We start from the raw sequence: 14,369 nt of genomic DNA on the forward strand, positions 1-14,369 counted from the left end.
TTACATGGTATAATCTATGTGTAGAGAAGTTATGGTGGAGGCAAGCGCACAGGAACATGCGCTTTGCGACGAGAATCGCAACGAAGTGAGAAGCGTAGGAGCAGAGACTTTCCCCTTTCGGTGGTGGTGCTTATGAATGTAAGTGCTAAAATCTATGAAAGGAGAGGCCTTTTGTCAGCATATGAAACAATTCAGACGATCCTAGGGTTTGGTATGTTTACCATTGCTTTGATTGCGCTGATTGTGAAATTGCTTAAAAATGACAAGAAAAAATAACCGTCTACTTTGACCAAGTACGGTTATTTTTAAATAATTAACATGGTCACCGTCTTAAACGGCTCTACACCAGAGAGGTATGTTTGCGCATAGCTCTCTTTTCATTATCATTATAGCACAATTTCCTGAAAAAATATATTGGAAACTAATTATTTTTTAGTTTTGTATGGTATAATCTAAGAGTAGAGAAGTTAACACGGTGGCTATCTAATCTGAAAGTGAGGTGGTGCGTATGAGCGTACTTCCAAAATTTACAGAAAGGAGAGGCCTGTTGTCAGCATATGAAACAATTCAGACAATTCTTGGGTTTGGTATGTTTACCATTGCTTTGATTGCACTGATTGTGAAATTGCTTAAAAATGACAATAAAAAATAACCGTTTACTTTGACCAGTACGGTTATTTTTAAATAATACAATTGGTCACCGTCTTAAACGGCTCTACATCAGAGAGGTATGTTACAGCATATCTCTCTTTTCAATGCTATTATAGCACAACGACCATCAAAAGACCATCAATAAAAATGCCCGAGCCTTAGAAAAATAAGAGGCTCGGGCATTTTTATTTTAGGGGCCAGTCACTAAATTCCACGTGACGGCGGCTTGGTATTGTTGGCCAGCCATACCTTGGTTGGCTGGCACTTCTAGTTTGATGTTAGCAAACGTGAAGTCCAACTGATAGACGTCACTGCCTGTGAACTGTTGGTTTGCGACCACCGCTGTTGCGGCATTGTCGGCGGTTAAAGTCACGGTGCTGGTCTTGCCAAGTGGTGTCCTGGTTTCTGTTGGTTGGTTGTAATCGGTAAAGCTGGCAGCAGTGGCCGTTCCTAGCAACAAGCGAGTCGTTGTTGGCAGGCTGTCTGTGGCTGATTTCGGTTGTGACAGCTGCGCCGTTAAACTCCAATTGGCTTGGCTAGTATTCAGGCGTAAATAAGGGTTGCGAATGCCATTGCCGTAGTAATCTGCGGCCTTCTTCAAACCATATTGTTGCTTACTTCCTGAAATTGCTAGTTTACCAAAATCAAATGTTGGCGTACTAATAAAGCCGTCGCCGTCAGGGCTCGTAATTTCTTGGTCTAAGTCTTTAATACGGACCGTATCTTTGGCAGTTAAGCTGCCAAAGTTGCCCGTTACTTCAACATCAGCGGTTAAAACTTGACCAGGTTGACCGGTCACGGTGGTTCCTAATATGTTCATTTTTAATTGACCGCCAGCTGGTAAAGGCTGATCCAACGTGATGGACACTCCTGCACCGGTCGTCCATTGTTCTTTGGTGACAGGAAAAGCTTTGGTGTTTTGACCCGTTCCTTGTACAAATATCGTGTTGGGTGCGCCGATGCCAGCCGCCCAAGTTGCCGTTGGCTTGATTTTAATGGTGGTTAACGGCGCTTCGCCTGTGTTCTTCAGTAGCGCCTCCCAGTAATCCATTGTGGCGCCATTTTCGATTATGTCAACGGCACCTGTTAACGTTAGTTCCGCGGTGGGAATCGCTTCTTGGTACACAGCGGTCATGTCGTCCTCATCATTAAAAGTTGGTGTAAAACTTGGGGTCGTTGTCGTCTTTAATGTTGCTGGCTTGGTTTTGCCTTTAAACCAGCCTTGGAAGATATAGGTTTTTTCACCAGCTTGGTAGATCTTCGGCAAAGCTTTTGCGACAGTGTAGACATAGTTTTCACTGTCCACCACTAGCTGATTTCCTTGTGTAAAGCCAGTTGGTGGCGTGATTTTTGCGCCACTTTCGTCTACAAAATGTTCAGTGACCCGCCGATTTTCTAAGTAATAATAAATGGTGCCATCAGGGGTCGATAAATTATAGTTGCCCCCAGCAGTTCCTGAATAGATACTCATTGAGTAAAGTGTCTTCGTGGGGTCCCACGTCCAGTAAGAACGGCGGGCAGTATAGCGTGTGGCACTTTTTTGGGTCAAGTTATACGCAGTGGTTCCCACTAAACTACTAACAATGTTGTCGGGGTTTTCGATGCCACGGCGCACTTCATTTGGTACTGGATACTTGGTTTTATCCCCTGTATACGCAGTAGTTGGCGAAATCGAAATCGTCTGGTAATACTTAGGAATTTCAACACTCACTTCTTGTGGGCCATAAGTTACGATTGTCCCATCGTCTGGGCGTGTATAGACTTTTTGCGGGATAGCTAATTTCTTTAATTGACTTGCTGGCATATCGATTCCATCAATTGTGGGAAAAGTCGTCATTTCCCCTGTGGCTCCGTCACTTTCACCCATGGTCGCACTTAGCTTAAACTTGGCGGGATTAATCAAGTTTCCTTGCTCATCAACATAGCCGAACAAAGCTTCTCTCGCTGGCAACGTATAGGTTTTCATCACTGCTTCTTCATAGACCACATGCAAATCGTCATTGTCATCATAGGTCACCGCATAACTAGGCGTTTTGGTGGTTTCCAATGTGCTAGGTTTTGCATTCCCTTTGTACCAACCTTTAAATAAATACGTCTTCCCATCACTGCCTGTGTAACGTTCAGGCAAGGTGCCTTCTTGGGTAAAAGTAAAATCCTCCCCTGTCACAATGGTTTTCTTATCCTGCGTAAAACCTTCTGGCGCAGGAATCGCCCCGCCTGCGGGATTCTCAAATTTTTCCGTGACACGCCGCTTGGTTAAATAATAATACACAGGACCCGCTGTTCCTCGTCTTTGGTGCGAACTAGTTGGACCGCCGACATCTCCATAAAAATAGGTCAGTGCATACGTAACGCCTCCTGGTGCCGTAGCTACCGTATATTTAAACGTCTTTTTAGGACCAAACGTCAGCTTATTGGGCATTTTTTCATTGGTTAACTCTAATTCCGTCTCCGCATTGGCGCCCACATAGTTCGTCACTTTGCCCCCAACGTTCGCAAAAACCGTTGGCACTGGATATTGCGTAGTGTCTCCTGTATAAAACGTACTTGGTCGAATGTCCAGGCTTTGATACTCCTTAGGAATAGTAAACGACACTTCAGAAACGCCATAAATATTACTTGGATTCTGGTTATTTGTATCATATTTAAAAGCTGGTGACGTTGGAATAGACAGTAGCTTTCCGCCATTCACAGTGGTGGGCTCAAGGGGGGTTCGTTGTAATTTCTCTTCATAAAACGAAAACGAAGAAAGATTGACCGCCATCGTAATTCGGTCGGGATCAAACAACGTCCCGTCTTCCTCCACAAAGAAAAAGGGAATCTCGCGCCCTTCCACAGAAGAATAACCAATCGCTCGAGCAGCAATTCTTGCCGTTTCCTGTGGCGGCACTGTTTTCGCTTCACTAGCGACCGTTGCCTGTGACTCTTCGGTTGTTTGTGTCGTCTGGCTCGCTTCGTCACTAGACTGAGATGTTGCTACTCCTTGCTCCGTCTCCCCAGTAATCGTTTCCGCTAACACAGTCACACCAACCACTGAATCCATGAACAAAGAACAACTTAACCCAACAACTAGCCATCTTTTCCAATTTACTCGCTTCATCTTGCTCCTTCTTTCTATGTAAAAATTCAATCTATAGTCTCTATAAAGTCCTTTCTTAATCAGTATCCTGTTATTATCGATACTGATAACTAGCATTTTTTTATTTATTTTACCAAAGAACACACCGCTTGAAATTTCAAATTTTGACATATTGAGTGCCGTTTTTTAGTGATTCCTATCCTTTCAAGGCTGAGCGCCTCTGTCCCCTTTGAAAACAAGTGTTATTTTAGCGAAAATCAAGGATTTAAACGCTCTTTTAACGAACTCCAACTATTTTTTTCTTAACTTTTAAACCAAAAAGCTCAAAATGTTAGTAATAACAACTAACATTTTGAGCTTTTCTCATGATAACTTAACTATTTTAAGGACCTGTAACTAGGTTCCATGTAACTGCGGCCTTGTATTGCTGCCCTTTAACACCTTGATTGGCTGGCACTTCAAGTTTGACATTATTGAAGGTGAAGTCCAACTGGTAAACATTACTACCTGTGAATTGCTTGTTGGCAATAATACTCGTCGCCGTGTTGTTGGCTGTTAAGCTAATGGCACTCGTGGTACCGACCGTATTTTTCAACTCGGTTGGTTGATTGTAATTGGTGAAGCTAGAGACAGGTGCCGCCCCTAATAATAAGCGGGTCGCTGTAGGCAAGCTGTCTGTCGCTGATTTTGGTTGTGACAGTTGCGCTGTTAAGCTCCAATTCGGTTGCGTTTTCTTAATTCGGACATACGGATTGCGGGTACCGTTACCGTAGTAATCCGCGGCTTGTTTCAAGCTGTGTTGTTGCTTAGTTCCTGCAACGCCCACTTGGCCGAAGTCGAAGGTTGGCACACTGATGAAGCCTTCGGTCGTTGGTGTGACTACTTCTTGATCATTTGGACGAATTCTCACGAAGTTATCCACTGTACGATCTTTAATACCACCAAATACTACAACTTCTGCTTTCAAAACAGTGTTTGGTTTCCCTGTTGCGCGCGTTGTGAAAGCAACTGAAACTTTTTTGCCGATAGGAACGGCATTTGGTAAAGGAACCCCCTCTGTCCAAAGTGTACTATTTACTGGGATTGATTTTGTCGTTCCTCCTTCTGGTGTCACTTCCATGAAGGTTGGGATCGTCAGACCAACTGACCAATTGGGCCCTTTTTTCAAGGTAAGATTCTGTAAGGGTGCTTTGCTGGTATTCGTGATCGTTGTTGTCCAAATTACATTGGTATTCGTATCGATCACTTCTTTTGGTCGAGTTAATGTGACACTAGCCGTTGGTATTTCTTCCTTATACATGGCGGTCATATCGTCATTGCCATCAAAGGTCGCATTGAACGTTGGTGTTGTGGTTTTGTTCAACGTACTTGGCTTGGTTTTTCCTTTGTACCACCCTTGGAAAGTATAGGTCTTGCCATCTGTAGTATACGTCGCTGGTAAAGCTTTTGCCGCTGTATACTTGAAGGTGTTACTAGTCATCGGTACTTGGTTACCTTGGGTGAAGCCTGTTGGTGCGGTAATTTTGGTACCGTTGGCATCAACGAAGTTTTCGGTGACTTTGCGATTGGTTAAATGATAGTAGATTGGCCCTTCGATTGTTTTATATCTAATATTTCCATCGCTTTCATCTAAACTATTAATACTTCTACTCATAATATTCGGATATTTAACACTAGAATCTATCGTCACATTTATCTCCCACGGTGTATAACTCCTATCTTCCCTCTGTGTTAAAGTTAAATTAGAAATAAGCCCTGCTTCAGTGAAAACATTATCTGGTGCAATCGTGCTAATTATTGCTAGTTTAGGCAATGGATAATTCGTCCCAATTTTCCCTGTTTTATCGTAAAGATTTAACGATTCATAATATTTAGGAAGCTTGATTGAGAAGTCAGAAAAGACATCTCCATTCCAGCCGGTTGTAGTAGGTCGCTCGATAGTTGTCGCAGGAAATATCACCTGTTTAAAATTACCTACCGTTGTACCACTCTGATTGGCAGCAATTGTTTTGTAAGAAACGCTTGGATCTACTCCTGCAGGTCGTCTAAAAGAAATCCCCGTATGATTGTACGTAATATTAATATCTGCAGGATTCGCTAACTTACCATCTTCACCAACAAAACCAAATTGGAATGTCTCTGCAGGAAAATCAAAGGCTCTTACTTCCTCATACACCACATTTAAATCATCATTGTCATCATAGGTTACTCCATAACTTGGCGCTTTCGTCGTTTTCAAAGGCTCGGTTTTGGTTTTGCCTTTGTACCAGCCTTTGAACTTGTAGGTCTTACCGCCTGTTGTATAGGTGTCGGGTAAGGTACCTGCTTGTTTGAAGGTGTATGGGTCGCTGTTAATTACCGTTTGCTTACCTTGGGTGAAACCTGTTGGCGGTGTGATTTTGGCACCGTTTGTGTCTACGAAGTTTTCAGTGACACGGCGGTTGGTTAAGTAGTAGTAGATTGGTTTATCTACTGTATAATAGGTTCCTCTTTCTTTCACTGTCACATTAGGATCCTCGACAATCTCCCTTAAATAAGCAGGGACTTGAACATCTGCTGGAGCAGCGCTAATTGGTTGGTTAAAAATAAATGATTGAACGCCACTTTTCTTTAGGTCAAACCATCTAGAAATGTTTTTACTTGCACCTTCAATTACATAATTTGTACTATTATTACCTAGGATATTAGGAAGCGGATAGAATGCATCAAACGTTCCATTCTTGTTATAAACACTCATTTTTTCATAGTACCTTGGTGGTGTAAACGTTAAATTAGCCGCGCTATATTGTGAATATTTCCCACTTACTATTTCAAAAGATTGAGTAGGATAAACGATTTCTTTTAAATTATTTTTGGTTGGCGCAACTTTACCTTGTTCAATACTGACTGTTTTCCAACCAGCAACATTGCCTGTTAACAATTCCCCAAACCAAGTGTCATAGGTTAGTTTAATTGTTGAAGCATCTACTCGCTGGCCTGACTCGTTCACGAAGCCGAATTGATAGGTCAGCGCTGGAAAATCAACGGCATCTATTTCCTCATACACCACATTCAAGTCATCATTCCCATCATACGTCACCGCATAACTTGGCGCTTTCGTGGTGGTCAAGGTACTTGGTTTGGTTTTCCCTTTGTACCAGCCTTTGAACTTGTAGGTTTTACCACCTGTTGTGTAGGTGTCTGGTAAGGTACCTGCTTGTTTGAAGGTGAAAGCATTGCTAGTCATCGGGGTTTTCTTATTTTGGGTAAACCCTGTTGGCGGTGTAATGGCTACGCCGTTCGCATCTACGAACTTTTCGGTGACTTGTTTCCGTGTGACTACGTAATTGATTGTTTCTCGGTACGTTGCTGTACCGTCAAAGCCGAATAGTACTGGTTCAGATGGGTTGTTTACACGACCTACAAGCAGGATTCTTAGAACATCTTTACTATCCGAATTTAGAGAAAAAATATTCCCACTACTTTTAGAAAATACACTCTCTATTGTGCGAAATGGATCATAAGGAATATTAAAATTTCCAAACTTTGGTGTGTCACTTGTATGCTGCGAACTATATACGACTGCCCTCATTGTAGAATTTGGAACAACAATGATGTTATCCACATATTTTAGCGTGTTATCAATCTTTAATTGTTCAATCGCATAAACAGTCTGATTATAACCTGCTGGTAAATTTGTGTAAAAATCGTACGGCAAAGGAACTGCTGCATTGACAGCTACTCGATATTGTCCACTCCCTGCATTAGAAGAAACAATTGGATATCTATAAGCGCTTGCTTGATATCGAGTAGGTGTTGTAGATGTTGCAGTTGTCATTAAAAATTTAGTATATGTCCCTGATAACGTCAAATTTTCATCAGCGAAAGCTTTTCCTGTTTCATCCGTAAAGCCAAAGGTTATTCTCGGATAAATTACTTGGTTATTCGGTACCCAACGTGGTGAAATGCTTTTTTGTAGGTCATTTTCACTACTAGTTGCTGGTGTTTCTTCTTGTTCCACTTCTGCTTGCGGTTCTTCTTTCTGCTCTTCTTTCGCTTCTGCTTCTTCTTGTTTCTCCGCTTCTTTCGTTTCCTCTTCCTGACTCGTGTCAGTCGTTACTTGACTATTTCCCGTGCTGGCTTTCGTTGTTTCTTCTTTCACGCTACTTGCTTGCGTCTCTTCCTTGGCACTACTTTCGGCGGTCGGACTACTTTCAATCGTCACGGTTTCCGCAACTGCCGTCACACCAGAAAAGGCGTTAATTACTAAAGAACTACACAAGCCAATGGTTGCTAATCGTTGCCACTTAGTTTGCTTCATGTCGTCCCTTCTTTCTATGTACGATTCCCGCCAAACCGATTAAGGCGAAGCCGAGAATGCTCAAATTTGCCTGACTCTTGCTCCCTGTACGAGGGAGCGTTGAGCCAGTTGTGGTGGTCTGTGTCGAACCACCACTTCGTTGATCTCCTTGCGGAGGACCAGCTGGTTCCTTGGGATCAGCAGCTGGCGCATCTGTTTTCGGTGGGGGATCTTTAGGAGCGGGTGTTCTCGGATTTTGGTAAAATTCAATCCCCACCGAACTAGAACCACCATCAGACGCTTCAACATTTATAAAAAAACTAGGAGAAGATAGTAGACACACAATCATTAAATAACGCTTTTTTTTCATTGAAAAACCTCCTTTTAACTCGCTAGCCTTTCTTGCCCTTTTACACAAGAAAGACGAAACAACCTTTTGTTACTCCTCTATAATAACAAAGAAACCCCCAGCAGAAATTGACGATTTTTTCGCACCCCATGCGAAAATTTTGAAGGTTCCTATTCTGACAAGGGTTACAACAGCTGTTATTTAATAATCGGCTCAAAAAAAGGGCGATTTCGGCAAATTTTTACCAAAATCCCCTGACAAAATTTTAAGATTCCGCTCTTTTTAACAAGAAAAGCTCAAAATGTTAGCAACGAATACTAACATTTTGAGCTTTGTTTGATTGTTTTGAAGTAGGCACCTGAAAAAAAACAGTATTTTTTTCGCCCAGCCCGCTATTTTTCCGCAAGACTAACCAAGTAAGGCGCTAATGAATAGCCCTAAGGCATAGGTGCCATTGAAAACCATTAAGTTTTTAATGGAATGACGGAAACTTTTCGGCTGCGGCAATTCTTGTTTAAACGTTTGAATATTTTTCCAAATGACAGGCAAAGTAGCAAATGTAATTAACACTGGCCATTGATAAATACCACTAATGAAGCCGAATAAAATCACCAGATAACCAGCTAGCGCTAACACTTGAAACAGCACAATCCCTGCTGGGCGCCCGATATAATAGACTAACGTATAACGGTGGTTCTCAATATCCGTGTCTAAGTCCCGTAAATTGTTGGCGAGCATGATGTTAGCAATCGAACAGACCAAAGGCAAGGACGCCACGACAATCGCAAGTACCGCCCAGAGATTGCCGTCTAAGCGAAAGGCGCCGCTAGCAAAATCGACCGTTAAGTAAAAAGGCGGATTGGTGACGACGTTCAAGTAAACGGTTAAGACGAAGATGCCTAAGCCCATCGTGAAGCCACTGAAAATTTCCCCCAAGGGCATGCGGGATAACGGAATCGGTCCATACGTGTAGAAAATACCGATGAAGCAGCAAATCCCGCCTAATACGAGGAAGAGCCAGCCTGTTTGAACCGTTAAGTAAGCACCCACAACGGCAGTGAAGGCAATCATGGCGAAAATCATGTTGCGGACCAGTTGTGGTGAAACGCCTGATTGTCCGATAATATTTTCTTCATATTTATAGACGTCAGATTTGGCTTTTTTGAAGTCCATGTAATTATTAATGGCAGTGGTGGCCATATCAAAGACCACCATGCCAATGAAGAAAACCAGCGTGTTGCCCCACTGGACTTCCCCAAAATAGGTCATTGAAAACAAGACCCCGATAATGAAGGGAAAGAGACTGGCAAGCTTCGTCTGAATTTCCACTACTTTTAAAAACACATTTAAAGACATTTTTAGTCGCTCCTTATTTCAAATCGGCCCGATTACCCATCGTATAGCCAGAGTCTTTGCCGATTTCAAAGTTGCCTTCGATATCTTTGCTGATGTAGACTTTGTCGTCTTTTGTGACGAAAATGGCATCGGTTCCTTTCAGACTTTCGACATATTCTAGTCCTTTTTTGACGCCCATTGAGAAGACGGCTGTTGAGAGACCATCACCATCGATGGATTTGTCGGTGATAATGGTGACACCTGCGATGTCGTTATCAAACGGATAGCCAGTTTCACGATCAAAGAGATGGTGGTAGGTTTTGCCATCGACTTTTAAGTAGCGTTCATAAATTCCTGATGTGACTAAGGTTTTGTTGCTTTCTTTGACTTGACCTAAAACAGTGTTGCGGGCTTTATTCGGGTCTTGAATACCGACTGTCCAGTCCATGTCTTTGCCACGTGGGCTGTGTCCTAAGACGTAAACATTCCCGCCTAAGTCGACGATAGCGGTGGTGACGCCGTTGTCTTTGAGGACTTTCACGACTTCGTCGGTGATGAAGCCTTTGGCAATTGCACCTAAATCCAATTGCATGCCTTTTTCTTCAAGGTAAACGGTTTGCTCTTTGTCGTTGAATTTGACTTTCGTGTAATCGACAAGTTTCAAGGCTTGATCAATTTCGGCTTGGCTTGGTTTGCGGGCATCATCGAAGCCAATGTGCCACATAGAGGTGATTGGGCCAATTGCCATGTCGAAGCCGCCGCGGGAGTCTTTGCTATATTCATAGGCTTTTTTCAACAAAGGATACAGGTCATCTGAGACTTTGACTGGTTTTACGCCTGCTTCTTGGTTGATTTCATCAATTTCTGAACCTGGTTGGTTGACCGTGATTTTATCGCCTAGTTCTTTGACACGGGCAAAGGCTTTCGGTAAGACGTCTTCTTTGCCATCATCGTAGATGCGAATTTGAACGTAGGTACCAAGCATTGTTTGACGGTCAGAGTATGGTTCTGTATTAATTTTCGCTTCTGGTTTTGAGGAACAAGCAGCTGCCACAAACAGCACTGCTAGAACACTCACCATGAGCAGAAGTTTCTTTTTCATAGGATTCCCTCTTCTTTCCTTCTTTAATTAAAAAATAAGTTCTCTTGCATAGTAGCCTTTTTTGGAAAAAATGAAAAGTCTTTCTCTTGGAAATTCACAAATTTCTGTGAAAAAATTTGTGAAATGATGGACAGAACTAGCGAAGAAAAAGGGGCGGGAAAGTCAGCCAACCGACTTTTTCCCAACCCCTCAATGGTGTCAAGTAATTGCTGAAAAGCATTTCAGGAACTACTTCACGATTCATTTATTATTACTTATTTTGTTACGATGTTGTCAACAACGATTTCAGTTGTGTCGCCTTTTTCAGCAGCGTTCACTAATTGTTGTGCGTAGTTGATGAATGAATGTGTGCTGTGTGTTGCACCAGTTACCACTTCAACACCTGCAGGTGAGCCGTCTTCTTCGCCCATTGCTTTAACAAATTCTTTGTTTAATGTTTCGATATATTCTTTTGGTCCAACGCCAGCAACGTCTTTCATTTTGCTTTCGTATTCAGTGTCATCTTTTTTAGATTTGCCGTCAGCGTTCACGTTATCGTAGTTAGATTCAGTCACTTTACCATCTTTCACAGTCATTGAGAATGTTGTGTGGTAGCCGTTTGAGTCATTTTTTTCTTTCAATGAGTACGTACCATCTTTCAATGTTGCCCCATTGTCGATTTCGATTGTGTCTGTGTTACCAGCTTGTGCTGCTTGGATTAATTGTTGTGCGTAGTTTTGGAATGATTCAGATGAATGAGTCGCACCAGTTACTACTTCCACACCGCTTGCGCTTTGTGCTTTAACAAAAGAATCGTTTAATTGTTTGATGTATTCTTTTGGTCCAACACCAGATTTTGCTTTCATGCTTTCTTCATACTTAGTATCTTCTGTTTTAGATTTGCCGTCAGCATTGATGTTGTCATATTTAGATTCAGTGATTTTGCCGTCTTTTACAGTCATTTCAAAGACTGCACGGTAACCATTTTTTTCATTTTTTTCTTCTAATTTATACGTACCATCTTTTAAATCGCCACCGGCAACTTTTTTCGCTGGTGCTGATGATTCAGTTGATTTTTTCGTTTCTGAAGATGCTGCGCTAGAAGAGTTCGTTGTGTTGTCTTTCTTGTCTGCACCACATGCTGCTAAGACTAAACTTGATAATGCAATTGCCGCAAAACCTTTAACAAATTTATTCACTTTCATTGATAGTCACCTTTTCTTTCATGATTTTCACAAACATAAAAAGTTTGTGATACATTACACATTATAATGGTTTTAAAAACGTTGTCAAGACCATCCCCTAAAAATATTTACATTTCGGTCTTTTTTTCATCAAAAACTCATCGTTGGAGTAAATTTGTTGACAATTAAAATTTATATTAGACAAATTCGTGAAATACTTATATAATGTTAGTCGATTGTGTACTTATTAATCATTATCACTATTTTACTACTTACAATATTAAGGAGCGGATTGTCAATGACAAAGCAAAATATTGTCGTTGTAGGTGCTGGGTATGCTGGCGTTTCAGCTACTAAATTTCTAGCAAAGAAATTTAAAAAAGATACGGACGTAACAATCACATTGATTGATCGCCATTCTTACCACACTATGATGACCGAATTGCATGAAGTAGCAGGCGGACGTGTTGAACCAGAAGCAATTCAATACGACTTACAACGTTTGTTCTCACGCAAGAAAAACGTAAAATTGGTAACAGATACTGTTACTGGGATCGACAAAGAAAACAAAGTTGTGAAAACTTTAGCAGGTTCTTATCCATTTGACCAGTTAATTCTGGGTATGGGTGGCGAACCAAACGACTTTGGAACACCAGGCGTGAAAGAAAATGGTTTCACCTTATGGTCATTTGATGATGCAGTGAAAATTCGTCATCACATTGAAGCAACCGTTGCTAAAGCAGCCATCGAACCAGATGCTGAAGTACGCAAAGCAATGTTAACATTCGTTGTCTGTGGTTCTGGTTTTACTGGGATCGAAATGGTCGGCGAATTAATCGACTGGAAAGATCGTTTAGCGAAAGATGCCAAAATTGATCCAGACGAAATTACATTAATGGTTGTTGAAGCAATGCCAACCATCTTAAACATGTTATCTCGTAACGATGCTGCCAAAGCAGAACGTTATCTAGAAAAGAAAAATGTTCAATTATTATTGAACTCACCAATCGTTGAAGTTGCAGCAGATCACATTAAATTAAAAGATGGTTCTGAAGTACCAACGCATACGTTAATCTGGACAGCTGGTGTGAAAGCAACTTCTGATGCCGCTGACTTTGGTTTAGAAGCAGCACGTGGTAGTCGTTTAGTTGCGAATGAATACATGCAAGCAAAAGGTTACGAAGACAAAAACATTTATATCATTGGTGACTTGGTTTATTACGAAGAAACACCAAACACACCAACTCCTCAAATCGTTCAAGCAGCTGAACAAACAGGTCATACTGCGGCTGCCAACATCGTTGCAGATATTAAAGGCGGCGAAAAACACGCCTTTAAAGGAAACTACCAAGGATTCATGGTTTCCATCGGCGCGAAATGGGGCGTTGCCAACTTATTCGATAAAATTCATTTGAGTGGTTTCTTAGCCATCATTATGAAACATATCGTTAACTTGAAATACTTCTTTGATATTCGTTCTGGTTACTACATGTTCCAATACATTATGCACGAAATCTTCCATATTAAAGATGATCGTTCTGTTGCTCGCGGACATACGTCTCGTTACGGCAATGTCTTGTGGAGTGTTCCGCTACGTGTCTTCTATGGTATGGTTTGGTTAGTCGAATCAATGAAGAAAATTGTCGGCAACGGCGATTACTTGAAACCAAGCACTTGGTTTGGTGATGGTTCTTGGTTCACAGATAAAGTCGTTTTCCCATTCCCTTGGTTACAAGAACAAGTAACAACAGGTGCTTCTCAAGCAACTGAAACAGCAACAACTGCTGCAAGTGGTGCGGCGGATGCGGCGGCAAGCGGTGGTGCCGATGCGGCAACACAAGCAGCGCACTTTGGTTTAAGCTACGCTTACGGCGAAACACCAATGCAAGTGTTTGATCACATGCCTAAATGGTTCGAAAGCGTAATGAAATTTATGATGCCAAACCAAGAAGTTGCTTTGTTCATGCAAAAATTCATGACAATCGTTGAAGTATGTATTGCTTTAGCATTGATTGCTGGTTTATTCACTTGGTTATCAAGTGCTGCTACAATTGGTTTAACAATTGCCTTCTGTTTATCTGGCATGTTCTATTGGGTAAATATCTGGTTTATCTTTGTCGCTTTTGCTTTGATGAACGGTTCAGGCCGTGCTGTCGGTTTAGACCGCTGGGTAATTCCATGGATTCAACGCAAACTTGGTAAAGCGTGGTATGGTACCCCGAAAGCTAGATACGGCGGTAAGTAAGCAATCGATAATCGATTGACAACTACGAGCAAAAGCTGAGACACATGTCTCCAGCTGACTATCATAGGATTTAGTATGTGGGACAGCAGTCAAGCATGACTTTTGTCCCACATATTTTCTTTTATATAATATGGTGGCTCAACTGGAAAAGAATACTTCTTTTCCG

The 14,369-nt window shown here is 41.8% G+C and carries 9 protein-coding genes; 3 read left to right on the top strand and 6 right to left on the bottom strand.

The features are described from left to right. The first annotated feature begins 132 nt into the window (after positions 1-132). Both pepG1 (IGJ03_RS12245) and pepG1 (IGJ03_RS12250) read left to right on the top strand, forming a co-directional pair. On the top strand, positions 133-276 hold the full coding sequence (gene pepG1 / locus IGJ03_RS12245; RefSeq protein ID WP_002415596.1) for a type I toxin-antitoxin system toxin PepG1: 144 nt from the start codon (positions 133-135) through the stop codon (positions 274-276). Between the two features lie 232 nt (positions 277-508). Continuing rightward, positions 509-652: a type I toxin-antitoxin system toxin PepG1 gene (pepG1, locus tag IGJ03_RS12250; RefSeq protein WP_002392696.1), complete on the top strand. Its 144-nt coding sequence runs from the start codon at positions 509-511 to the stop codon at positions 650-652. 189 nt (positions 653-841) lie between these two features. Here the strand turns inward: pepG1 (IGJ03_RS12250) and IGJ03_RS12255 are convergent, their stop codons facing one another. The 6 genes from IGJ03_RS12255 to pplA form a co-directional block, all read right to left on the bottom strand. After that, positions 842-3,901 (bottom strand): WxL domain-containing protein, encoded by a 3,060-nt coding sequence (locus IGJ03_RS12255; protein WP_375804796.1) that lies wholly within the window; start codon positions 3,899-3,901, stop codon positions 842-844. A gap of 211 nt (positions 3,902-4,112) precedes the next feature. Beyond that, a complete protein-coding gene (locus IGJ03_RS12260; protein WP_375804797.1) occupies positions 4,113-8,030 on the bottom strand; it encodes a WxL domain-containing protein in 3,918 nt (1,305 codons plus the stop codon). Then, positions 8,017-8,379: an LPXTG cell wall anchor domain-containing protein gene (locus IGJ03_RS12265; RefSeq protein ID WP_002368511.1), complete on the bottom strand. Its 363-nt coding sequence runs from the start codon at positions 8,377-8,379 to the stop codon at positions 8,017-8,019. Before IGJ03_RS12265 ends, IGJ03_RS12260 begins: the two co-directional genes overlap by 14 nt. 387 nt (positions 8,380-8,766) lie before the next feature. Further along, positions 8,767-9,714, bottom strand: a complete 948-nt coding sequence (gene menA / locus IGJ03_RS12270; protein WP_010821964.1) for a 1,4-dihydroxy-2-naphthoate polyprenyltransferase — start codon at positions 9,712-9,714, stop codon at positions 8,767-8,769. A 13-nt stretch (positions 9,715-9,727) separates the two neighbouring features. Next, positions 9,728-10,795: an FAD:protein FMN transferase gene (locus IGJ03_RS12275; RefSeq protein WP_002354751.1), complete on the bottom strand. Its 1,068-nt coding sequence runs from the start codon at positions 10,793-10,795 to the stop codon at positions 9,728-9,730. Between the two features lie 254 nt (positions 10,796-11,049). Then, positions 11,050-11,979, bottom strand: a complete 930-nt coding sequence (gene pplA / locus IGJ03_RS12280) for an extracellular electron transfer flavoprotein PplA (protein ID WP_002378870.1) — start codon at positions 11,977-11,979, stop codon at positions 11,050-11,052. Between the two features lie 277 nt (positions 11,980-12,256). Between pplA and IGJ03_RS12285 the strand changes: the two genes are divergently transcribed. Continuing rightward, the gene (locus IGJ03_RS12285) at positions 12,257-14,203 is read left to right on the top strand and encodes an NAD(P)/FAD-dependent oxidoreductase (protein ID WP_002354747.1); all 1,947 of its coding nucleotides are present in this window, start codon (positions 12,257-12,259) and stop codon (positions 14,201-14,203) included. Positions 14,204-14,369 lie beyond the last annotated feature (166 nt).

It is taken from the genome of Enterococcus sp. DIV1315a (assembly GCF_051712325.1).
GTDB classification, from domain to species: domain Bacteria; phylum Bacillota; class Bacilli; order Lactobacillales; family Enterococcaceae; genus Enterococcus; species Enterococcus faecalis.

Bases quoted from the DNA above. Each gene is read 5' to 3' on its own strand.
- pepG1 (WP_002415596.1), top strand. From the start codon at position 133: ATGAATGTAAGTGCTAAAATCTATGAAAGGAGAGGCCTTTTGTCAGCA.
- pepG1 (WP_002392696.1), top strand. From the start codon at position 509: ATGAGCGTACTTCCAAAATTTACAGAAAGGAGAGGCCTGTTGTCAGCA.
- IGJ03_RS12255 (WP_375804796.1), bottom strand. From the start codon at position 3,901: ATGTCAAAATTTGAAATTTCAAGCGGTGTGTTCTTTGGTAAAATAAAT.
- IGJ03_RS12260 (WP_375804797.1), bottom strand. From the start codon at position 8,030: ATGAAGCAAACTAAGTGGCAACGATTAGCAACCATTGGCTTGTGTAGT.
- IGJ03_RS12265 (WP_002368511.1), bottom strand. From the start codon at position 8,379: ATGAAAAAAAAGCGTTATTTAATGATTGTGTGTCTACTATCTTCTCCT.
- menA (WP_010821964.1), bottom strand. From the start codon at position 9,714: ATGTCTTTAAATGTGTTTTTAAAAGTAGTGGAAATTCAGACGAAGCTT.
- IGJ03_RS12275 (WP_002354751.1), bottom strand. From the start codon at position 10,795: ATGAAAAAGAAACTTCTGCTCATGGTGAGTGTTCTAGCAGTGCTGTTT.
- pplA (WP_002378870.1), bottom strand. From the start codon at position 11,979: ATGAAAGTGAATAAATTTGTTAAAGGTTTTGCGGCAATTGCATTATCA.
- IGJ03_RS12285 (WP_002354747.1), top strand. From the start codon at position 12,257: ATGACAAAGCAAAATATTGTCGTTGTAGGTGCTGGGTATGCTGGCGTT.